The sequence below is a fragment of the Marinobacter sp. M1C genome, from assembly GCF_023314135.1.
GTDB lineage: Bacteria > Pseudomonadota > Gammaproteobacteria > Pseudomonadales > Oleiphilaceae > Marinobacter.
On record NZ_CP092289.1, the window covers coordinates 1,313,468 to 1,335,703 of the forward strand.

The 22,236-nt window shown below is 54.1% G+C and carries 20 protein-coding genes; 13 read left to right on the forward strand and 7 right to left on the reverse strand.

Annotation, left to right across the window (positions count from 1 at the left end; all coding sequences use genetic code 11):
• Position 1: 1 nt before the first annotated feature.
• Positions 2 to 655: a CsiV family protein gene (locus tag MIH19_RS06405; RefSeq protein ID WP_249008073.1), complete on the reverse strand. Its 654-nt coding sequence runs from the start codon at positions 653 to 655 to the stop codon at positions 2 to 4.
• Positions 652 to 4,173 carry a transcription-repair coupling factor gene (mfd, locus tag MIH19_RS06410; protein ID WP_249008074.1) on the reverse strand — a complete coding sequence of 1,174 codons (3,522 nt, stop codon included), beginning with the start codon at positions 4,171 to 4,173 and terminating at the stop codon, positions 652 to 654. The genes MIH19_RS06405 and mfd overlap by 4 nt, the downstream gene beginning before the upstream one ends.
• A gap of 201 nt (positions 4,174 to 4,374) precedes the next feature.
• Here mfd and MIH19_RS06415 point away from each other — a divergent pair, with 201 nt between their 5' ends.
• From MIH19_RS06415 to sthA, 10 genes are all read left to right on the forward strand, one after another.
• On the forward strand, positions 4,375 to 5,844 hold the full coding sequence (locus MIH19_RS06415) for a glyceraldehyde-3-phosphate dehydrogenase (RefSeq protein ID WP_249008075.1): 1,470 nt from the start codon (positions 4,375 to 4,377) through the stop codon (positions 5,842 to 5,844).
• Between the two features lie 357 nt (positions 5,845 to 6,201).
• Positions 6,202 to 7,548 (forward strand): Na(+)-translocating NADH-quinone reductase subunit A, encoded by a 1,347-nt coding sequence (locus MIH19_RS06420; RefSeq protein ID WP_249008076.1) that lies wholly within the window; start codon positions 6,202 to 6,204, stop codon positions 7,546 to 7,548.
• Between the two features lie 3 nt (positions 7,549 to 7,551).
• Positions 7,552 to 8,760 carry an NADH:ubiquinone reductase (Na(+)-transporting) subunit B gene (locus MIH19_RS06425; RefSeq protein ID WP_249008077.1) on the forward strand — a complete coding sequence of 403 codons (1,209 nt, stop codon included), beginning with the start codon at positions 7,552 to 7,554 and terminating at the stop codon, positions 8,758 to 8,760.
• Complete coding sequence (locus tag MIH19_RS06430) at positions 8,753 to 9,556, forward strand: Na(+)-translocating NADH-quinone reductase subunit C (RefSeq protein ID WP_249008078.1); 804 nt, start codon at positions 8,753 to 8,755, stop codon at positions 9,554 to 9,556. Before MIH19_RS06425 ends, MIH19_RS06430 begins: the two co-directional genes overlap by 8 nt.
• Before the next feature lie 2 nt (positions 9,557 to 9,558).
• Positions 9,559 to 10,224, forward strand: coding sequence for an NADH:ubiquinone reductase (Na(+)-transporting) subunit D (locus tag MIH19_RS06435; protein WP_249008079.1), 666 nt, complete (start codon positions 9,559 to 9,561; stop codon positions 10,222 to 10,224).
• Positions 10,224 to 10,832 carry an NADH:ubiquinone reductase (Na(+)-transporting) subunit E gene (nqrE, locus tag MIH19_RS06440; RefSeq protein ID WP_249008080.1) on the forward strand — a complete coding sequence of 203 codons (609 nt, stop codon included), beginning with the start codon at positions 10,224 to 10,226 and terminating at the stop codon, positions 10,830 to 10,832. Before MIH19_RS06435 ends, nqrE begins: the two co-directional genes overlap by 1 nt.
• Positions 10,833 to 10,869: 37 nt before the next feature.
• On the forward strand, positions 10,870 to 12,096 hold the full coding sequence (gene nqrF / locus MIH19_RS06445; protein WP_249008081.1) for an NADH:ubiquinone reductase (Na(+)-transporting) subunit F: 1,227 nt from the start codon (positions 10,870 to 10,872) through the stop codon (positions 12,094 to 12,096).
• 10 nt (positions 12,097 to 12,106) lie between these two features.
• Positions 12,107 to 13,198, forward strand: a complete 1,092-nt coding sequence (locus tag MIH19_RS06450) for an FAD:protein FMN transferase (protein ID WP_249008082.1) — start codon at positions 12,107 to 12,109, stop codon at positions 13,196 to 13,198.
• Positions 13,199 to 13,210: 12 nt separating this feature from the next.
• Complete coding sequence (nqrM, locus tag MIH19_RS06455; protein ID WP_249008083.1) at positions 13,211 to 13,450, forward strand: (Na+)-NQR maturation NqrM; 240 nt, start codon at positions 13,211 to 13,213, stop codon at positions 13,448 to 13,450.
• 55 nt (positions 13,451 to 13,505) lie between these two features.
• Complete coding sequence (gene sthA / locus MIH19_RS06460; RefSeq protein WP_249008084.1) at positions 13,506 to 14,897, forward strand: Si-specific NAD(P)(+) transhydrogenase; 1,392 nt, start codon at positions 13,506 to 13,508, stop codon at positions 14,895 to 14,897.
• A gap of 5 nt (positions 14,898 to 14,902) precedes the next feature.
• Here the strand turns inward: sthA and MIH19_RS06465 are convergent, their stop codons facing one another.
• The 4 genes from MIH19_RS06465 to dusA all read right to left on the reverse strand — a co-directional run bounded on the left by MIH19_RS06465 (position 14,903) and on the right by dusA (position 18,969).
• Positions 14,903 to 15,700, reverse strand: coding sequence for a glycerophosphodiester phosphodiesterase (locus MIH19_RS06465; RefSeq protein WP_249008085.1), 798 nt, complete (start codon positions 15,698 to 15,700; stop codon positions 14,903 to 14,905).
• On the reverse strand, positions 15,697 to 16,824 hold the full coding sequence (locus MIH19_RS06470; RefSeq protein WP_249008086.1) for a 3-deoxy-7-phosphoheptulonate synthase: 1,128 nt from the start codon (positions 16,822 to 16,824) through the stop codon (positions 15,697 to 15,699). Before MIH19_RS06470 ends, MIH19_RS06465 begins: the two co-directional genes overlap by 4 nt.
• A 92-nt stretch (positions 16,825 to 16,916) precedes the next feature.
• Positions 16,917 to 17,885, reverse strand: a complete 969-nt coding sequence (gene tal, locus MIH19_RS06475) for a transaldolase (protein ID WP_249008087.1) — start codon at positions 17,883 to 17,885, stop codon at positions 16,917 to 16,919.
• Between the two features lie 118 nt (positions 17,886 to 18,003).
• A complete protein-coding gene (dusA, locus tag MIH19_RS06480) occupies positions 18,004 to 18,969 on the reverse strand; it encodes a tRNA dihydrouridine(20/20a) synthase DusA (RefSeq protein ID WP_249008088.1) in 966 nt (321 codons plus the stop codon).
• A 169-nt stretch (positions 18,970 to 19,138) separates the two neighbouring features.
• Here dusA and MIH19_RS06485 point away from each other — a divergent pair, with 169 nt between their 5' ends.
• The 3 genes from MIH19_RS06485 to MIH19_RS06495 are packed head-to-tail and all read left to right on the forward strand — an operon-like array spanning position 19,139 to position 21,561.
• The gene (locus MIH19_RS06485) at positions 19,139 to 20,209 is read left to right on the forward strand and encodes a site-specific integrase (RefSeq protein ID WP_249008089.1); all 1,071 of its coding nucleotides are present in this window, start codon (positions 19,139 to 19,141) and stop codon (positions 20,207 to 20,209) included.
• Between the two features lie 58 nt (positions 20,210 to 20,267).
• Positions 20,268 to 21,164 (forward strand): DUF6731 family protein, encoded by an 897-nt coding sequence (locus MIH19_RS06490; RefSeq protein WP_249008090.1) that lies wholly within the window; start codon positions 20,268 to 20,270, stop codon positions 21,162 to 21,164.
• Positions 21,127 to 21,561, forward strand: a complete 435-nt coding sequence (locus tag MIH19_RS06495) for a hypothetical protein (protein ID WP_249008091.1) — start codon at positions 21,127 to 21,129, stop codon at positions 21,559 to 21,561. The genes MIH19_RS06490 and MIH19_RS06495 overlap by 38 nt, the downstream gene beginning before the upstream one ends.
• 191 nt (positions 21,562 to 21,752) lie before the next feature.
• On the opposite strand, the gene MIH19_RS06500 is transcribed toward MIH19_RS06495, so the two are convergent.
• Positions 21,753 to 22,217, reverse strand: coding sequence for a DUF4124 domain-containing protein (locus MIH19_RS06500; RefSeq protein WP_249008092.1), 465 nt, complete (start codon positions 22,215 to 22,217; stop codon positions 21,753 to 21,755).
• Positions 22,218 to 22,236 lie beyond the last annotated feature (19 nt).

Here is a 22,236-nt window from a genome sequence, read left to right on the forward strand (position 1 = left end):
CTTAGTTCTCGATTTTCGCGAAATAGATCAACACACCGATGGTGGGGGAGTCCAAAAAATGGATTTCGCTGCTGCGCATGCGGCGGGTTTCACGGATCCAGGTCAGCAGCTGCGGTTCAGATTGAACGCCGGGCTGCGCCTTTGAGGTAGCGTCTTGCCAATGGTTCAGGTGCGCTTCCACATGCAAAAAGCGCTTGCGATCGATTTTTATATAACCTTCCACGTCACGCTGCCTGGCCTGCGGCAACCAGTCGCCAATGGCTACCGCCAGGCGTTCGCCACCGTAGTTCTGCGGAAAATCTTCGAGCCATCCGGCTTTGGCCAGAATGCGGAACCGGCCGCTGTTGGTCAGCCGCGCAGCGGCGCTGTCCAGATAAAGGCCGCTGACCTGGTCCAATGAGCTGCGCGGTCCACCGCCCTCAGGTGTTACCCAAAGCGCCTTGTTAATAACCGGCGTGGGGGTGACCGTTTGCCCGCTCATATTCTCGACCAGGTTTTCGGGCGCAATAATGCGTTCCAGAATCACGAATTCCGCGCGATAGCGGTCGCTGGCTTGGGCCAGCGGCGCGCCTACTACCAATATCAAAAGAACCAGCGCGGTCATGGTAAAGGGTGAACCCGGGCGTTTATGCAAGTCAGTTTCTCCAACAGTCATCGGGGCCGGCCTGAGGATTTGGCCGGTGCCAGTTCATCGAACATAGCGGCAATGCCATCCAGCTTACCATTGGTTGAGGTGTCGTTCAGCCGAAAACGGAAACTGTTGGCGCCTTCCAGGCGGTACTCGCCGGGGTCGGATTGCACTTTCTTAATCAGCGCCAACGGGTCCACGCTGGTGTTGTTGCCAAACTCCAGTCGCGCCCATTCCTTGCCAGCGTCTACTTTAACCACTCCCAGGGCCTCGGCGCGCATGCGCAGCGCCGCCTGGCGCATCAGATTTTTAGCCGGTTGTGGCAGCAATCCGAAGCGGTCAATCATTTCCACCTGAAGTTCTTTTAATTGTTCATCATTGGAAACGCTGGCAATGCGTTTATACAACATCAGCCGGTTATGAACGTCTGGCAGGTAATCGTCTGGAATCAGCGCCGGAATGCGCAAATTCATTTCGGTGCCGTGGCTCAATGGCAGCTCAGCGTTGGGTATGCGGCCTTCACGAATGGCTTTTACCGCTTCGTCCAGCAGTTGCATGTACAGGGTAAAACCAATGCTCTCGATTTGCCCGCTCTGTTCTTCTCCCAGCAGTTCGCCGGCGCCGCGGATTTCCAGATCTTGGGTGGCCAGCATAAAACCGGCGCCCAAATCCTGGGCTTCAGAAATGGCCTCGAGGCGCTTCTTTGCATCGGAGCTAATGGCTTTCGGTGGTGGCGTGAGCAGGTAAGCGTAGGCTTGATGGTGGGAACGACCCACCCGGCCTCGCAACTGGTGCAGCTGGGCCAGGCCAAATTTGTCTGCGCGCTCGATAATAATGGTGTTGGCGGTGGGCACGTCTATGCCGGTTTCAATGATGGTGGTACACACCAGTACGTTGAAGCGCTTGTGGTAGAAGTCCGTCATGATCTGTTCCAGATCGCGCTCGCGCATCTGGCCGTGGGCCACGCCAACGCGGGCTTCGGGAATCAGTTGGCGCAGATCTGCTGCGGTTTTTTCAATGGTAGTGACATTATTGTGCAGAAAATAGACCTGACCGCCACGCAGGATTTCCCGCAGAATCGCTTCTTTTACCATGGGTTCGTCGCGCTGACGCACAAAGGTTTTTACCGACAGTCGCCGCGCTGGTGGTGTTGCAATGATGGACAGGTCACGCAGGTGGCCCATGGCCATATTCAAGGTGCGGGGAATGGGTGTGGCCGTTAGGTTGAGCATGTCGACTTCAGCCCGCAGCGCCTTTAACTTTTCTTTCTGTTGCACGCCAAAGCGGTGTTCTTCATCAATAATCACCAAGCCCAAATTCTTGAACCGAATGTCGCCTTGCAGCAGTTTGTGGGTGCCAATAACAATATCGGCTTTGCCGTTTTCCATAGCCTCCAGCGCTTTATTGGTCTGGCTGCCGCTGCGGAAGCGGCTGAGCAGCTCTACATTAACGGCGGTATCCGAAAAGCGATCGCGGAAAGATTCGTAATGTTGCTGCGCTAGCAAAGTCGTGGGCACCAACACCGCCACCTGTTTGCCAGACCAGGTGGCCACAAACGCGGCGCGCATGGCCACTTCGGTTTTGCCAAAGCCCACATCGCCGCAAATCAATCGGTCCATCGGGCGTTCGCTGGTCATGTCTTCCAGCACTGCCATAATAGCCACTTCTTGATCCGGCGTTTCCTCGAACGGGAAGCCCGCTGCAAAGGTGCGGTAGGCTTCCTGCGGGTTCTCGAAGCTGAAGCCTTTGCGGGCTTCGCGGCGGGCGTACACGTCTAAAAGCTCAGCCGCGGTGTCGCGGATTTTCTCCAGAGCTTTTTTCTTGGCGTTGTTCCAGCGATCGGTGCCCAGCTTATGCAGCGGCGCGTGTTCGGTGTCGCTGCCGGCGTAACGTGAAATCAGATGCAGGCTAGACACAGGCACGTACAGCTTGGCGCTGCCGGCGTATTCCAGCATCAGAAATTCGCTGGCTTCACCTTCCACGGTGATGGTTTCCAGACCCTGATAGCGGCCCACGCCGTGGTCAATATGCACCACCGGCGAGCCAATACGCAGTTCCGAAAGGTCACGGTAGCCGTCGTCGTTCAGTTCAGTGGGCTTTTCCCGGCGCCTGCGCTGCAGCACCCGCTCACCGAAGAGAGCCGTTTCGGTGATCAGCGCCAGTTGACGGTCTGGCAGCACCAAGCCCTGCTCCATAGGCGCGATGGTAATGCCCAAACTGCATTTCGGGCTATCCAGAAAACTTTGCCAGCCGTCCAGCGCCTGAAGTTGCAGGGATTGTTGGGCCAGGTTGTCGATCAGCGCTTCGCGCCGGCCAGACGATTCGGCACAAATCAGAATGCGCCCGTCGAATTCGGTGATGAACCGTTTCAAGCGCCCGGCAGGGTCTGCTGCGCGCCCGTCCATGGCTATGTCTGGCAGTTCGAGGGCGGCGCAGTTCACGCTGCCGCTGCCGTTGCCGTTGCCGTCGTCGGTGGCTGTGCGTGTGGTTACCCGTGGAAACTGCTTGAGTAGCCCGAACAGCTCGTCCTGCTGCAAAAATAGCTGGGCTGGCGGCATGATTGGCCGCACGCGGTCGTGGCGCCGGTCTTCATAGCGGTTGCGGGTTTCGCTGTCGAACTGCTGTACCGATTCGTTCAGGCCGTCAGCGGTGAACACCCGGGTGCTGGCCGGCAGGTAATCAAAAAGCGTGGCGGTGGCATCAAAAAACAGTGGCAAGTAATATTCGATGCCTGGCGATGTGATGCCCTGGCTGACGTCTTGATACACAGGCGCGCTTTTGTCTGCGTTGGGGAATTGCTCGAACCAGCGCCCGCGAAACGCCGAACGGGCTTGTTTATCCCAAGGGAATTCAAACGCCGGCAGCAGTTCCACCTGCTGGATGCGATCAACCGAGCGCTGGGTGTCTGGATCAAAGGTGCGCAGGGTTTCAATTTCGTTGTCGAACAAATCAATGCGGTAGGGCTGGCTGGCGCCCATAGGGAAAATATCCAGAATGGCGCCGCGCACAGCGTATTCGCCGTGCTCGTAAACGTTGTCGGCATAGCGGTAGCCAGCCGCTTCAAGCTGCAAGCGCCAGCTGTTGATGTCCAGCGTCTGGCCAACTTTCAATAGCAGGGTGTTGCCCTGCAGGTAATTTACCGGCGGCAATCGGTGCATCAGGGTGCGCGCAGGCACGACGAGCACGCCGCGTTGGGTAGAGGGCAGGCGGTGCAGGGTGCGAATACGGCGTGAAATAATATCCTGATGAGGTGAAAACTGGTCGTAAGGCAGGGTTTCCCAGTCTGGCAGTGACAGCAATTCCAGGCCATCGGCGCTTATGGCCGGGCCGTCTTCTTCCGCTGGCAGGCCCAGAAAAAAACGCATTGCCTGTTCTAAGCGGATGGCGTCGGCGGTGCTGCGGGTGATCACCAGGGTTAACCCCTGATGGCTGCGCGCGCTTTCACAAATGGCCAGAGCGTCACTGCTGCCATGTAGTTGACCCCAGACACGATGATCGGCAGGCTTTTTTGGAAACTCCGGGGCAAGCAGGGTAGTGCTAGTCATGTTGGAAAATGTGCCTTTTTCGAATTCGAGAGCCGGTAAATAAGCTGGCCATTCTACCGCTGCAGTGCATGAGGGGTCGAGTGGCTGCAAAAACGGGCGTTGGATTTGCCGTAGGCGGCGTTAAATTGGATAATACCTCACCCGATTTTTTCCATGTTTACTTTGCATGCCCAAAACGTTTCTATCCAGAGGTCTTAAACCGTGAGCCACGAACAGATCCACCAGCACCTGTCGAACTGGACAGAGCGCGAATCTACCGCCGAAGCCATGATCCCGCTAATTGGACGCCTGTACCGACGTAACAACGTGGTCACGTCGGTTTACGGCCGCTCGGTGATTAATCAGTCAGTGATTGACATCATTCGCGCCCACCGTTACGTGCGGCAGGTAGAAGACAGCGAGTTGTCGGTACACGACACCCTGCCCATTCTTCAGGCGATGGACGCTATGGAACTGGGACGTGGCCACGTAGATATCGGTAAACTGGCGGTTAAATTCCGTGCTATTGGTGGCGATCTGAACGAGTTTCTTACCCAGGAAATCGGATCCATCGCAGGTTTGTACGCTTCCCAGTCGGAAGAAGATGCCCAAAACGACACCAAAGACATAGTGCTTTACGGTTTTGGCCGTATCGGCCGCTTGCTGGCCCGTATTCTGATTGAAAAAGCCGGCGGCGGTAACAATCTGCGCCTGCGCGCCATTGTTGTGCGCCATGGTGGTGCCGACAACGATCTGGAAAAGCGTGCCAGCCTGTTGCGTCGCGACTCCGTGCACGGCCCCTTTAATGGCACTATTCGTGTTGACGCGGAAAACTCCGCGCTGATCGCCAACGGTAACTTCATCAAGGTAATTTATTCCGCCGGGCCAGACCAGGTGGACTACACCCAGTACGGCATCAACAATGCCATTGTGATTGATAACACTGGCATGTGGCGCGATGAAGAAGGTTTGGGCTTGCACTTGAAATCCAAAGGCGTCAGCCGCGTCATGCTGACCGCGCCGGGCAAAGGTGACATCAAGAACATTGTTTTCGGAATCAATAACGACTGGATTACTGACGACGACAAAATTCTGTCGGCCGCCTCTTGCACCACCAACGCCATTACCCCGGTGCTGAAGGCGATCTACGACGAATACGGCATTGAAGATGGCCACGTAGAAACGGTGCACTCTTACACCAACGACCAGAACCTGATCGACAACTACCACAAAGGCAGTCGCCGTGGCCGCAGTGCGCCGCTGAACATGGTCATTACCGAGACCGGCGCCGCTAAGGCGGTGTCAAAGGCGCTGCCAGAACTGAAAGGCAAGCTGACGGGTAACGCCATTCGCGTGCCCACGCCGAACGTCTCCATGGCGATTCTGAACCTGAATCTGAAGACAGAGGTGGATGTAGAAAGCGTTAACGAATACCTGCGTGATATAGCACTGCACTCCGAACTGCAAAAGCAGATTGATTATGTAAACTCCACAGAAGTGGTGTCGACCGATTTTGTTGGCTCGCGCCACGCCGGTATTGTGGACGCTCAAGCAACGATTGCTGCCGGTAAGCGCCTGATTCTGTACGTTTGGTACGACAACGAATTCGGCTACAGCGCACAGGTTATAAGGGTTGTTAGCCAGATGGCAGGCATCAACTATCCTATTTTCCCCAAGCGCGTTCGTGGCTGAGTTGGTCGTGCTGGCTCTAAGGTAATTGCCTGATGAGTGAAAAAAAGCCCCTTCAGTTTTGGCTGTCGGGGCTTTTTTTCGGCACGGCACAAACACACCCACTTCACCTTAAGCAACAAACTGGTGGGCCTTTGCGGTGGAAATGCGGGCCCCGACTCTCTATAATTAGCGCGATTTTGGATATGTCTGACGCCCGCTTCTTACCCTTCCTCTGCCACCGGTCTGTGCTTGCGTAACGCTAACCGCTTTACGGCAAGCCATTCAACACCACACCGGTGAGGTATGTGCAGGGAGTTCGAGGTAATGCGTCTGGCGTGGTAAATACATCGAATAGTTTCTGATGATTGGATGAGGCTAATGATAAAGATCACAAAAGGCCTGGATCTTCCCATCAGCGGCGCCCCCGAACAGACCATCACCGACGGCAAACCGATTCGCCACGTGGCACTTGTCGGCTTTGACTATAACGGCATGAAGCCGACGATGGTTGTGAAGGAAGGAGATCGCGTTAAACGCGGCACGCTGCTGTTTATGGACAAGAAGACCGAAGGCGTTCGTTACACCTCACCGGCAGCGGGCGTGGTGAAAGAGATCAACCGTGGTGACCGTCGGGTTTTCCAGTCGATTGTCATCGAAATTGATGGCAACGAGGCGGAAATCTTCGCGCGTTACAACGAAGCCGATATCGCGGGCCTGGAGCGCCAGCAGGTTGTTGATAACCTGATCGAATCCGGGTTGTGGGCGACGCTGGTAACGCGTCCGTACAGCAAAGTGCCGGCTATTGACTCCGCGCCTCATTCAATCTTCGTGTCGGTGATGGATACCAACCCGCTGGCCGCAGACCCTACCATCATCATTGCCGAAAACAGCAAGGCCTTTGAAAATGGCCTGAGCATTATTGCCAAACTGACCACCGGCAAGGTGTTTGTAACAGGTAAGCCGGGCTCAAACGTGGCAGTGCCCAAATCTGATGCTATTGAAGTCAATCAGTGTGACGGTGTTCACCCTGCCGGTAACGTAGGCACCCATATTCATTACCTGGACCCGGTATCGCTCAGCAAAACTGTGTGGTCTGTGAATTACCAGGACGTGATTGATATTGGCAAGCTGTTCGTCACCGGTGAACTTCCGATTGAGCGTATTGTCTCAATTGGCGGTCCAAAAGCTCTGAAGCCTCGCTTGGTTCGTACACGTTTAGGAGCCAGTCTGGTTGAGTTGTTGGATGGCGAAACCGAAACCGACTGCGAACTGCGTCCGATATCGGGCTCAGTGTTTGGCGGCCGACGGGCCGAAGGCACCTGCGCCTACTTAGGGCGCTTCGCCAATCAGGTGTCGGTGCTGGCTGAAGGCAATAGCAGGCACTTCATGGCCTACCTGTCGCCGGGTGTGAATAAATTCTCGACGCTGAACATCTACCTGTCAAAACTGACCGGTGGCAAACGATTCAACTTCAATACCAGCACCAACGGCAGCGAGCGAGCGATGGTTCCAGTGGGCGCTTACGAGCGCGTCATGCCGTTGGACATATTGCCAACCCAGCTGTTGCGGGCGTTAATTGTCGGTGACACGGAAATGGCCCAGAAACTGGGCGCGCTGGAACTGGATGAAGAAGATCTGGCTCTGTGCACCTTCGTGTGTCCGGGTAAATATGAATACGGGCCAATTCTCCGAGAGAACCTGACCCGCATCGAGATCGAGGGCTAAGTTATGGCTATCCGACAGTTTCTCGACGGAATCGAGCATCATTTTGAAAAAGGTGGTCGTCACGAGCGTTGGTACGCGCTCTACGAAGCGGTAGACACCATTTTCTACTCGCCCAGTTCGGTCACCAAATCCACCTCTCACGTGCGTGATGGCATTGACCTGAAACGCATCATGATCACAGTGTGGCTATGCACCTTTCCGGCCATGTTTTTCGGTATGTGGAACATCGGCTTTCAGGCCAACAGCTACCTGGCCACCAACCCGGAGGCTTTGATCGGAGACGGCGGTTTGCGCACGGCGTTTATTAACGCTTTGGCGGTAACCGGCGCGGGTGCTGGCCTGCTGGATAATTTCATCTACGGTATGGCCTATTTTATTCCCATCTACGCGGTGACCTTTATTGTCGGCGGGTTCTGGGAAGTGATGTTTGCCACCGTGCGTCGCCATGAAATCAACGAGGGCTTTTTCGTAACCTCGATTTTGTTTGCGCTGATTTGCCCGCCTACCGTGCCTTTGTGGCAAGTGGCTTTGGGCATTACCTTCGGTATCGTGATCGGTAAAGAAGTGTTTGGCGGAACTGGCAAAAACTTCCTCAACCCAGCGCTGACCGGCCGTGCTTTCTTGTACTTCGCCTACCCCGCGCAGATCTCCGGTGACACGGTATGGACAGCGGTCGACGGTTTTAGCGGCGCGACATCCCTGAGCTGGGCTGCTAGCGGCGGTGTTGAAGCTCTGGAAAGCCAGATTGGTTGGGCGAACGCATTCATGGGCACCATTCAGGGCTCTATGGGTGAAACCTCAACCCTGGCTGTGCTGGCAGGTGGCGCTGTGCTGCTGATCATGAAAATAGCCTCTTATCGCATTGTTGGGGGCGTATTGCTGGGCATGATTGCCACTTCGTTGCTAATGAATGTGGTGGGGTCAGAAACGAATCCCATGTTTGCCGTGCCGGCACACTGGCACTTGGTGATTGGTGGGTTTGCCTTTGGTATGATGTTTATGGCGACAGATCCGGTATCGTCTGCCATGACCCACACCGGCCGCTGGTGCTTCGGCATTTTGGTGGGCGTGATGACCGTTCTGATACGTGTCGTAAACCCGGCCTTTCCCGAAGGCATCATGCTGGCGATTCTATTCGCCAACCTGTTTGCCCCGCTGATGGACCACTACGTTGTTCAGGCCAATGTTAAACGGAGGCTCGCTCGTGGCTAAAGCTAAAGAAACAGTCGCCAGAACGTTAATGGTCGCTTTGGTACTGAGTATCGTGTTTTCAGTTATCGTGTCGACCGCCGCAGTAATGCTGCGCCCGGCTCAGATCAAAAATCAGAACCTGGACATCAAAACCAATATTCTGGCAGCCTCGGGCATGTTGCCGGAAGCCGCCAGTGCCGAGCAGATCGAAGATATCTTCACCCGTTTTGATGTTCGCCTGGTAGATTTGGATTCTGGCGCCTTTGTTGAGCCTGCATCGGTCAATGTTCAAGACCCGATGAAGTACGACATGTACAAAGCCGCGTCTAACCCGGATATGTCCACCAAGATTCCTCCCAAGGAAGACCTGGCGGGCATCAAGCGTCGTCCTAATGTAGCCAAGGTGTATCTGCTGCGCGAAGGCGATCAGGTCAAGCGCGTTGTACTGCCGGTTCACGGTTATGGTTTGTGGTCCACTTTGTATGGCTTTGTGTCTCTTGAGGGCGACCTGAACACCATCGAAGGTCTGGGCTTTTACGCCCACGCGGAAACGCCGGGCCTGGGTGGTGAGGTGGATAACCCGCGCTGGAAGTCCCAGTGGGTGGGTAAGCAGCTTTACGACGAAAACAAAACCGAGCCGCAGATCCGCCTGGTAAAAGGCGGTGTTGATGCCAATACTGCGAACAAGCAACACAAAGTGGACGCGCTTTCTGGTGCCACCTTGACCAGTCGCGGTGTAGAGCATCTGGTGAATTATTGGATGGGTGATCGTGGCTACGCGGCGTTCCTCAAGAAACTTCGTGAAGGGGAGGTCTGATCATGTCCGAAATGACCGCGAAACAGGTTCTGTTTGAACCGATTTTCAGCAACAACCCGATTGGGTTGCAGATTTTGGGTATCTGTTCAGCGTTGGCGGTAACCACCAGCATGAACGTCACCATTGTTATGTGTCTTTCCGTTACTGCGGTAACTGCGTTTTCCAACCTGGCGGTATCGCTGGTGCGGGCGAAGATTCCGAACAGTATTCGCATCATCGCCCAGATGACCATTATTGCTTCTCTGGTTATCGTGGTGGATCAGTTGCTAAAGGCATACGCCTATGAAGTGTCGAAGCAGCTGTCGGTATTTGTTGGTCTGATTATTACCAACTGTATCGTTATGGGCCGCGCCGAAGGTTTCGCCATGAAGAACGGCCCCTGGCTGAGCTTCCTGGACGGCATCGGTAACGGCATGGGCTACTCGGTGATGTTGCTGTTCGTCGCCTTCTTCCGTGAGTTGCTGGGTGCCGGTTCGCTATTTGGCGTTACCCTGATGGTGCCTGTCAGCCAGGGCGGATGGTACGTCCCCAACGGGCTGCTGCTGTTGCCGCCCAGCGCGTTCTTTATTATCGGCCTGGCCATCTGGGCCTTGCGTGCCTGGAAACCAGAACAGGTGGAGGAGGCAGACTACAAAATGTCACGCCACACCCATAAGGAGGCCTTCTGATGGAACATTACATCAGCCTGCTGATTAAGGCCGTTTTCGTTGAAAACATGGCTCTGGCCTTCTTCCTGGGTATGTGCACCTTCCTGGCGATCTCCAAGAAAATTGAAGCCGCAACCGGTCTGGGTATTGCCGTTGTGGTGGTTCTAACCCTTACCGTGCCGGTGAACAACCTGATTTACAACAACATCCTGCGTGAAGGTGCGTTGTCTTGGGCCGGATTGCCCAACACAGACCTGAGCTTTTTGGGATTGATTACGTACATTGGTGTAATCGCAGCGATTGTGCAGATCATGGAAATGGTTTTGGACAAGTACATACCTGCGCTATACGCCGCACTTGGGGTGTTTCTGCCGCTTATTACCGTGAACTGCGCCATTTTGGGTGCAGCCCTTTTCATGGTAGAGCGCGACTACACCTTCAGTGAGAGTGTGGTGTACGGTTTCGGCGCCGGCGTAGGTTGGGCACTGGCGATTGTGGCTTTGGCCGGCATTCGGGAAAAACTCAAGTACAGCGATGTACCGGAAGGCCTGCGTGGCTTGGGCATAACCTTTATTACCGTGGGTTTGATGTCATTGGGCTTTATGTCTTTCTCCGGCATTTCCCTGTAATTCACCCGGTGATTCGGATAAACGAAAAGGCGAGACCATGAATACAGAAATTATTCTCGGCGTAGTCATGTTCACCGTGATTGTCTTGGCGCTGGTTGCGATTATTCTCGCGGCCCGCTCCAAGCTTGTCAGTACCGGTGATGTGACCATCGAAATTAACGACGACCCCGAGCACACGGTGCAAACCGAAGCCGGCGGTAAGCTACTGAACACACTGGCCGGCAGCGGTATTTTCCTGTCGTCTGCCTGTGGCGGCGGCGGCACCTGCGCCCAGTGTAAGTGCAAGGTTTTTGAAGGCGGCGGCGCGATGCTGCCCACCGAAAAAACCCACTTCACTAACCGGGAAGAAAAAGAAGGCTGGCGCCTGTCGTGCCAGGTTCCGGTAAAGCAGGACATGAAAATTGAAGTGCCGGAAGAGTTCTTCGGTGTTAAGAAGTGGGAATGCGAAGTGGTGAGCAACCACAACCAGGCCACCTTCATCAAAGAATTGATTCTGAAGTTGCCAGAGGGTGAAGAAGTTGCCTTTCGTGCTGGCGGTTATGTACAGCTGGAATGTCCGGCGTACGAAATCGACTTCAAGGAATTTGCGATTGAAGAAGAGTTCCGTGAAGATTGGAACAAGCACGATATTTGGCGCTACAAGGCCATCAACAAGGAGGATACGATCCGTGCTTACTCCATGGCCAACTACCCGGAAGAGAAGGGCGTGCTGAAGTTTAACATCCGTATCGCCACGCCACCTCCGGGCACCGACCACAACCCGGGAATCATGTCGAGTTTTGTGTTTGATTTGAAACCAGGGGACAAGATGACCGTGATGGGTCCGTTTGGTGAGTTCTTCGCCAAGAAGACCGATGCGGAAATGGTGTTTGTGGGCGGCGGTGCCGGTATGGCGCCCATGCGTTCCCACATCTTTGATCAGCTCAAGCGGCTGAACTCCAAGCGCAAGATCAGCTTCTGGTATGGCGCACGTAGCGTACGGGAAATGTTCTACGTCGAAGACTTTGACGGCCTGGCCAAAGAAAACGATAACTTTGAGTGGCACGTGGCTTTGTCTGACCCCCAGCCAAACGACGACTGGAATGGTGACACCGGATTTATCCACAATGTGCTGTTTGAAAACTATCTGAAAGATCACCCGGCACCCGAAGACTGCGAGTTTTACATGTGCGGGCCGCCCATCATGAACGCATCGGTTATCAAGATGCTGAAAGATTTGGGCGTAGAAGATGAAAACATCATGTTGGATGACTTCGGAGGCTAGTAAAATACCGATGTTATTCAACATGGTTAAACCCGCCCGGGCGGTCATGATCAGTGTGTTTTTTGCACTGGTTGTGGCGGCCTTGGCGGGTTGTTCGTTTAAGCCGGAACAACAGATCTGGGAAATCTCCGGGCCGATCTTCGGCACCCGTTACCACATCAGCGTGGTGATGGAAGAGGACCAGCCCAGGCTTCGGGAGCTTGCCGGCGGTATTGAACAGGCTCTGGAGAGCGTAGACGCAGCCATGTCGACCTGGCGCGAGGATTCAGAACTGTCACGCTTTAATACGCTGCCAGACCAGTCCGATTGGACCGCGTTGTCAGCCCCTTTGTATACCGTGCTGCTGGAAGCGGAAACGGTGTCAGCGCTCACTGACGGCGCCTTTGATATCACTATAGGCCCTGTGGTCAATCTGTGGGGGTTTGGCCCGGATGCGCGGCCAGAAAAAATGCCAGACGAGGCCACGTTGGCCAGAATATTAGCGCGTACCGGTCATGAAAAAATCGAGCTGCGCGACCAGCCCCCCGGCATACGTACCAGTGAAGCGCAGTATCTGGATTTAAGTGCTATTGCCAAAGGCTACGGCGTTGACGAAGTCGCCCGCTATTTGGCAGCAGAAGGCATTAGCGGTTATTTGGTCGAAATCGGCGGTGAAGTCAGTGTTGGAGGGCTGAAGCCCGATGGTTCGGCCTGGCGCTTGGCCATCGAAACACCCGGAGATGCCGCAGAGCAGGTGAATCGCATAGTCGCGTTGGGTGGAGTGGTGGGCGGAGCCTTAGCTGTGGACAGTGTCCGGAATGATCGTGCCCTGGCTACTTCCGGCGACTATCGTAACTATTACGAATTTGACGGACAGCGTTACTCCCATACACTGGACCCGAAAACTGGTAAACCGATTACCCACAACCTGGCGTCGGTCACAGTGATTGCGGAAAACTGTATGCGCGCTGACGCTCTGGCTACCGGTTTTAATGTCATGGGATTCGAAGATGCCATGGCGTTGGCGGTCCGCGAGAATATACCGGCTTATTTTATAGTGCGCGGTGAGGCGGGGTTTGAAACCCACTACACACCGGCATTTTCATCCTTTATAACCCAGTAGCGGGAGAACAGCATGGGTACTTTTTTTCTGGTGTTTTTTATTGTGATTCTGCTGGTAGCGGGCATGTCGGTGGGCGTTATTTTTGGCCGCAAACCGATCAGCGGTACCTGCGGTGGCATTGGCGCACTGGGCATCAGCTCCTCTTGTGATATATGCGGCGGCAACACCCAGAAATGTGAAGAAAACACCGAACGCGTTGGGGGCGAAGCAGATAGCAGTCTGGGCTCCGATGCCACTCGTCCTAAAAGCTGAGCGAAAACAGACAATAACGTATAATTTGCGACCCAGATAAGGAGTTACTGCGGGTATGCCAGAGCATCATTACGACGTAGTGGTTATCGGCGCCGGACCGTCCGGCGAAGGCGCTGCGATGAACGCAACGAAAAACGGCAAGCGCGTAGCCATTGTTGAAGATAAAACCACCGTAGGCGGCAACTGTACCCACTGGGGTACCATTCCGTCGAAAGCCCTGCGCCACTCGGTCAAGCAGATCATTACCTTTAACACCAACCAAATGTTCCGCGACATCGGCGAACCACGCTGGTTCTCGTTTCCGCGTGTTTTGCAGAATGCTCAAAAAGTGATCGGCACGCAGGTTAAACAGCGCACTCAATTTTATTCCCGCAACCGTATTGACTTGATCAACGGCAGCGCCTCGTTTGTTGATACAAACCAGTTGGAAGTACGCGGCAGCAAAGGCGTGGAAATCCTGCACTTCAAGCAAGCAATTATTGCTTCGGGCTCGCGCCCTTATTTACCGCCGGATTTGAACTTTCGTCATCACCGTATTTACAACTCAGACACCGTTCTGAGCCTATCCCACACGCCGCGGACCTTGATTATTTATGGCGCAGGGGTGATTGGTTCGGAGTACGCCTCTATCTTCGCCGGGCTTGGCGTGAAAGTGGATTTAATCAACCCGGGCAGCCGCTTGCTGCAATTCCTGGATGACGATATTTCCGACGCCCTGAGTTACCACCTGCGCAACAATGGCGTTCTGGTGCGGCACAATGAAGAATACGAGTCCGTAGACGGTGACGACAGCGGCGTGGTGTTGTCTCTTAAATCTGGCAAGAAAATTCGGGCGGATGCGTTCCTATGGTGTAACGGTCGCACCGGTAACACCGACAAGCTGGCGTTGGAAAATATTGGCTTGCAGGCGAATAGCCGCGGCCAACTGGCGGTAGACGACCATTACCGCACCGAGGTAGAGAACATCTATGCTGTCGGCGATGTTATTGGCTGGCCCAGCCTGGCCAGTGCCGCCTATGACCAGGGCCGGTCTGCCTCCTCTGACATTGTCCAAGACGACTACTTCCGCTTTGTGTCAGACGTGCCTACCGGTATTTATACCATTCCGGAAATCAGTTCGGTGGGTAAAACCGAGCGCGAACTGACCGAAGCAAAAGTGCCCTACGAACTGGGCCAGGCGTTCTTCAAGGACTTGGCACGGGCGCAGATTACCGGGGAGGCGGTGGGCATGTTGAAAATTCTGTTTCACCGTGAAACCCGTGAAATTTTGGGTATTCACTGTTTTGGTGACCAAGCTGCAGAGATTATTCACATCGGCCAGGCCATCATGAACCAGAAAGGTGAAGCAAACTCTCTAAACTACTTTATCAATACTACCTTCAACTACCCGACCATGGCAGAAGCCTATCGGGTAGCAGCGCTGAACGGACTGAACCGGATTTTCTAACGGTTTTAGTGAGTGCCCGCCGCCTGCTGAGTGCCCGTCGCAGTGACACTACTGTTGTCGGGCAGAGCCCGCCGGTAACGGCTACGATTGTCAAAGTAGGTCATGGTGCTGGTCGGGTAGTCGGTAATAATGCTGTCTACCCCCATTTTTTCCAGTTCCAGCATGTCGAAAATGCGGTTCACTGTCCACGCCGATACGTGCATACCCTTGCGGTGGGCATGCTCCACCAGCTCCTTGCTGAGCAACTTCCAGTTGATGCACAAGTATTCCACTTCCAGACGGCTGGCAATGGTCATCGGCCGCGGAAACTTGCGCTCTGCCACCAGCCCCAACCGAATATTGCGATTACGCCGGCGAATTTCCTTCAAAAAATGAACATCAGACGAGGTTACGGCCACTTTGTCATAAAGCCGTCTTGCCTGAATGATTTCCGTTAGCCGGTTGCTGAGCACATTCATGCGCGGGGATTTATCGCTTTTTACTTCCAGCTGCAAGTGTTCAAGATCGTCAAACTGATCCAGCAACTGATCCAGGCTGGGAATGCCTACCGGGCTCGGCCAGGAACTGACGTTACGGCGGGCGTCCATACCGGTCAGTTCTGCCAGAGTGTAATCGCTGACATTACCTTTAAACGTGGTTGTACGATTCACCGTTAAATCGTGTACCAGCACGGGAATACCGTCTTTCGACAGCACCAGATCCAGCTCAAAATGGCGTATGCCCTGGCGATAGGCATGTGCAAAGCCTTCCAGAGTGTTTTCCGGAGCCTCACCTTTGGCACCGCGGTGTCCGTATACAATCATTTGGCCAGCGAATCCTTAACAGTCTTATAAATTGCCTGGCGTTTTTTCCAGGTGTCGTGGCACAGGCGGATGTCTTCCAGATACGCCGGCAATTCGTTCATCAACAGCGCCTGAGGACCGTCTACCAGAGCTTTTTCCGGCTTTGGATGGAAATCTACCAACACCATGTTGGCGCCAGCTACAACACCCTGTGCGGTGGCGTGCATCACTTCCAGAATGCCGTCCGGCGCGCGGTCACGGCTGCCAACAGAGTGGGACGGGTCAATGCACACCGGCATGCGGGTCAGGCGTTTTACCGTGGGTACGTGGGCGAAATCTACCATGTTGCGGTGGGGCTGGCCCGCTTCGGTTTTCATACCGCGTAGGCAGAAAATGACGTTAGCATTGCCTTCCGACGCCAGGTATTCCGCCGCGTTCAAAGACTCGTTCAAGGTAATGCCGAAGCCACGCTTAAGCAGCGCCGGGTAGGTGCTCTGGCGACCAATGGCCTTCAGAAGCTCAAAGTTCTGGGTGTTGCGGGTGCCAATTTGCAGCATGACGCCGGTAGGGCGCCCCAGCTTTTCCAGACAGTTATCAATTTCTTCAATGTGGCTTTCATGGGTAATTTCCATGGCCACCACCTTAATACCGTGCTTGCCGGCTTTTTCAAACACCCATGGCAAGCAGCCCTTGCCATGGCCCTGAAACGAATAGGGGTTGGTGCGTGGCTTATACGCACCCATGCGGGTACACACTTCGCCGTGCTGTTCCAGCGCCTGCATCATTTGCTCGACGTGTTCGGGCACATCCACCGCACACAGGCCAGCAAAAATATTCAGGTTGGATTGGTTGAATTCCACGCCGTTGTAGGTAAAGCCGTTTTGACGATTGTTGTCTTTATGGCGTCCCAGAATTCGGTAATCTTCGGAAATGCGGATAGCCCGTTCGACCGCCGGCAGCGCTTCTATGTCTTCTTTGTTAAGGCCCTTGGTGTTGCCCAGCAAATACACTTCGGTTAACCGCTGTGTGGCACCTTGAATTTCGTGAACACGCACTGAAACGCCTGGTAAATTTTCCAGAAAATTCAACGTGGTGCGATAAGCCTCGCTGTCCATTGGTGTGTCAGGATGAAGAATGGCTAGCATGGTGTGTCCTCAAGGTTTATTGCGCAGCTTCCGCGCGGTGCCGAGCCTGTATGTATTCCGGGTTATTAAAGGGCCTGCTCGAATTCAAGAGCTTAGGCGATGGCTTCAGCCCGTTGGCGTATCCGCGCTTCCAGTTTTAGCTGGTCGGCGGCAAAGAGCCGAATGCCGTCTGCCAGCTTTTCGGTCGCCATGGCATCGGTGTTTGAATCCCAGCGGAACTGCTTTTCATCCATGTGGCTGCGCTTGTCTTTGGAGCGGGCGCCTTCCGGGCTCAGTTTGCGTTCAAGTAAACCCGTTTCGTTCTGGAGCGCCTGCATCAGCGCCGGGCTTATGGTCAGCCGGTCACAGCCGGCCAACATTTCAATTTGCCCGATGTTGCGGAAACTGGCGCCCATCACCGCGGTGTTGAAATCGTTGGTTTTGTAGTAATTGTAGATACGCGCCACCGACAGCACGCCTGGGTCTTCACTGGCTGGAAAACTGTCGCGACCGCTGTTTGCCAGATGCCAGTCCATAATACGGCCAACAAACGGTGAAATCAGTGCCACCCCGGCCTGTGCACAGGCAACGGCCTGGGCGAACGAGAACAGCAGAGTAAGGTTGCAGCGAATGCCTTCTTTTTCCAGCTGCTCGGCGGCTTTGATGCCTTCCCAAGTGGCGGCGATCTTGATCAGCACGCGCTGGGTATCTATACCCTGTTGGTCATAAAGCTCTACCATCCGCCTTGCGCGCGACAGTGTACCGATGGTGTCAAACGACAGGCGGGCGTCTACCTCGGTAGACACCACGCCAGGAATCAGCTGCAGAATTTCGCCGCCAGCCAACACCGCCAGAATATCGGTAGCCAGACCAAGTCGGCCCGAACTTGCGCCGGCCTGGCGTTTTGCCGCGGCAATGGCCTTGTCGACCATCGGCTGGTAAGCGTCAGACTCAACGGCCTTGAGCAGAAGTGACGGGTTGGTGGTGGCATCTTGCGGGCGCCAGGCGGCAATGGCATCCAGATCGCCGGTGTCAGCCACGACGGTGGTCATGGTTCTCAGTTGCTCAAGCTTGTTGCTCATTCGCGCTGATGTCCTGCTACGTCGGTTATGTTGGTATTAAAAAAGTACGAATCACTACAGTAACGGGCCACCGCAGTCCGAACAAGACAACCAAAGGTTATTCAGCCATTAAATGGCATTACGCTTCGGTAAATACGGTGGCAATTCCCGTTTGTGGAACCTTGGCCAGGGCCTCGCGCAAAACATCTAGCCCGGCGCCCGGTTTGTGAGCATTTTCGCTGATGTAACGGCGGAATTGGCGCCCACCCGGAACACCATGGAACAATCCGAGCATGTGTCTTGAAATATGGCCCAGATACACACCACGCGCCAGTTCTTGTTCAATAAACGGATACATGGCTTCCAGAGTGTCATGGCGGCTAACAGTCTTTTCCGGCTCGCCGAAAAACTCGCTGTCTACCTGCGTCAGAATCCACGGGTTATGGTACGCCTCGCGGCCCAGCATAACGCCATCGGTATGGGCCAGATGCTGGTGGCATTCATCCACGGTTTTTATGCCACCGTTAATGATGATTTCCAGCTGCGGATACTTGGCTTTCAAGTAATACACCCAATCGTACTTCAGCGGCGGCACATCGCGGTTTTCTTTCGGGCTCAGCCCTTCCAGAACCGCGATACGGGCGTGAACAATAAAGGTTTTACAGCCCGCGGCTGCCACCGTTTCAATAAAGCCGCACAGCTCATCCCAGGACTCGCGGCCATTAATACCAATGCGGTGTTTCACCGTGACCGGAATGTCCGTAGCCGCCTGCATTGCCTTAAAGCCTTCAGCTACAATATCCGGATGGCCCATCAGGCAGGCGCCGATCATATTGTTCTGCACCCTGTCACTGGGGCAGCCCACATTCAGATTGACCTCGCTAAACCCGAACTGCTGCGCCAGGCCCGCACAATGCGCCAGTTCGCCGGCATTGCTGCCACCTAACTGCAACGCCAGCGGATATTCTGCCGCGTTGTGGTGCAAAAAACGCTCGGTATCGCCGTGGATCAAAGCACCGGTAGTGACCATTTCGGTGTACAGCAGTGCGTGCGTGCTGAGCTGGCGCGCCATGTAACGATAATGCGGGGTAGTCCATTCCATCATCGGTGCGACGCTGAACCGCCTAGAAGGCTCTGTGCCTGTGTTTACGGGCTCTATAGTCTGATTTAGGGGTGTTCTTGTGTTGCTATTATTAACCATTTATTGCCTGTTTTATGCCGTTTTAATATTCTCAGTGCTACAAATATCCTACAAAATAAAGACGTGTAGCACTGTGGCTTCAATTATTCCGCGTACTCGGCGTGACGGTACCAAATCCTGGCGGGCTGATGTGCGTGTTCGGCGCCAGGGAAAGATAGTTTATCAGCAAAGCCGCACGTTTGATCGTAAGGCATTAGCGAAAGAATGGGCGGCGAAGCTGGAGCTTCAGTTGCAGGCGCCCGGCGCACTGGACCAGGCGCGGCACCGGGGCGTTACGATCGGTGAGCTGATCAAACGTTACGCGGATGAATTCGGCGTTGGCTTTGGTCGCAGCAAAGAAGCGGACCTGGTGCGGCTGCAGACTTATAAGATTGCAAAGCTCGATGCGATTGAAATACAGCCCCGTGATTTTGTTGCACACATTGTCGACCGGATCAAAACCGTAAAGCCCGATACCGCCTCCAATGATTTGATATGGATGCGTGGCGTGTTCAAAACGGCGCGTAGCGCGTGGGGAATTCCTGCAGCATTGGAAGCCCTGAACGATGCTGCCGAAACCTGCCGGCGTGAACGGTTAGTAGCAAAGCCCGCGCAGCGCAGCCGGCGGCCAACGTTGGGGGAGCTGGAAAAGATACTCGAGTACGGCAAAACCACTGCGCACCGCCGCACCATACGCACTACCGATGTGATTCTGTTCGCGCTTTTCTCTGCGCGCCGCCAGGATGAGATTACCCGCATACTCTGGACGGATCTGGATGAGCGCACCCGAAGCGTTATCGTGCCGGACATGAAACACCCATCACACAAAACCGGCAATCACCGGCGCGTGTATCTGCCGGATGAGGCGTGGATGATCATCCAGGCGCAACCGAAAATCGATGAGAGAATTTTCCCGTTTAATGGCCGGTCTATCAGTGTTCGCTTTACCGAATGGTGCAAGTTTCTGAGCATCAAAGACCTGCACTTTCACGACCTGCGGCACGAGTGCATCAGCTGGCTGTTTGAGAGGGGCTGGGATATTCCGCGGGTGTCGGGCGTAAGCGGCCACACTACTTGGTCATCGCTGCAGCGTTATAAGCATTTAAGCCGGCAGGAAATTCACGACAAGTATGATGACTGGACTTTCAGGCCAAAAAATGGATGATTCACTGCTATTTATGAACTGTTTTTCATAAATTATTTGAATTTCTGTGAGGTAATGGATGCTCCCTGAAGGTCAGAAAAAGATAACAATCGGATTTTTCGTAAGTAATGTTGCCGTAGATTCTGTTTTCGAGCTTGGTAGCTTCTTTAAAAAATACGTTGGTACCACGAGCGGTCCTGCTTGGAGCGAAGGTAAGTATTTGTTCGAGATTCGGGATGTAGAGCAACTGGCGGACGGCAACACAATTCGCGGAGTGTTTGCAAAGTTTCGCTCAGACCAGATTCCCCATGCGGGCCAGGCCGGCGGCAAGGAAAGAGAGCTAGATTTAACGCAGGACGAAGGCCTGATTGAAAAAAATCATTTCAACTTTCGTTTATCAGATTCGCTTTTGATCTTTGAGCAAAACGGCCATGGAAGCCGCCCAGCTAAGCTGGCTCGGTACATTAGTGACATAGCTGGGGAAACGCTCACGTTCGACCCTGTTCTGCAGCGAGATGTGGTTGACAGACTCATGAAACCCGGTGCTAACTTAACAGCTCTGAAAGTGACTTTTGCGCGGCCCACTAACCCTGACATGTACCCAGATGATGATTGGAGCAAAGGTCTTCTTGATCAGCTCTCAACGGCAGGTGGTTCGAGTGTTGGGCTGTCTATTACGTCTGATAGTAGAAGTGGCGACAAGGAAAAAAGAGCACTGGCTGATAGAATGAAGAAAGCAGCTACAGCATTTATGCGCTCAGGGTATGCGCGATCTCTTAAAGTGAATGTCGAAGAAAATGGAATTGAGCACCCTATAGACCTGATAGCCGATCGTATTCTGTCGGTTCAGAATGTCTCTATGGCAGGTAAGTATCCAATGAAGGAGTCGATATATGCAGCACTCAATTCTGCATTCGAAGGCGAGCGGGATACAGTTTATGAAGTTATTGGGCAGCCTGGCGTTCGTATTAAGTAATATTGTTTTGCCTGCTGCTGTTGGTTTTGGTGCTTGGAAGGGGTTGCAGTTTATCGCTGACCCTCGGTTAACGGCTACAACGATGGTGGCGTTGTCTGGAACTCTCATAGGTTTTACGATGACAGCCATTTCATTGCTTGTTTCGACTGCTGATAGGCCGTTTATTGCGAACCTTAGAAAAACTGGACATTATAATCGCTTAGTGTCAGAGATTCTTTTAACGGCTACCTTGTGGTTAGCGGTGGCGGTTACGGCGTTAACGGCTCACTTCCTTACGGGTGACTGGCAGAGATTGGTTGCTGCTGTGGCAACTGGCCTGCTTACACTGTCGTTTGTGCACTTTGTTTCGGCGGGGCGAAAATTCAAAATAATTCTTACGAAGCTCTCTGCAAAATAATGCGTCCGGCACAGGGAATGCCGGGCGCATCCGTTACCCGTGGTAAGTGCCCAGCTTAGCAACCCGAAGGGATGGGCAAACTGTGAGGCTCAAGGGCGGACTTGTGGCCGCCGGCGGGAAAGCGTGGGTAGAAGGCGAGCAGATCATAGGTGAAGCGCCGAACCTACCGAGCAGAACGCAGTATGTGTAAATCAGTAATTACGGGTGTAGCTTGAAAAATCCGAAACGCAGCCGTCGCGGAAATACACGTAATTAGAGCTGCCACCGGAATAATGATACGCCCACTGCGTCGTACCGCCTGTCCTGACGCTACCGGGCGCGCCCCAAGACTTGCGGACATCAGCTGGAAGCATGCCCCTGCGAATCTTATTCTGAATTTTCAGACGTCGGAGAGTTGTTGAATCAATATGCGGGCAAGGATTTGCTTTTTTTGCTTGCGTTTTAGGTTGCGGCCGGGTGCTAGAGTAGGCGTTCGAATGGGTATCAAACTGTCCACCCAAAGCTGGTGCTGGCGTGTGGTCTAACTCCTGAGCATTCGGCCCACACGGGACATCAGAAAACACTGCCTGGCCATCTTTATCACACTGGTAAACAGCTGCACTACTTGCTGCCGGAAGCATCATTAATGAGGCAACCAGAATGCCGGATTTTTTCATCTTCCAGTTCCTTTTACGA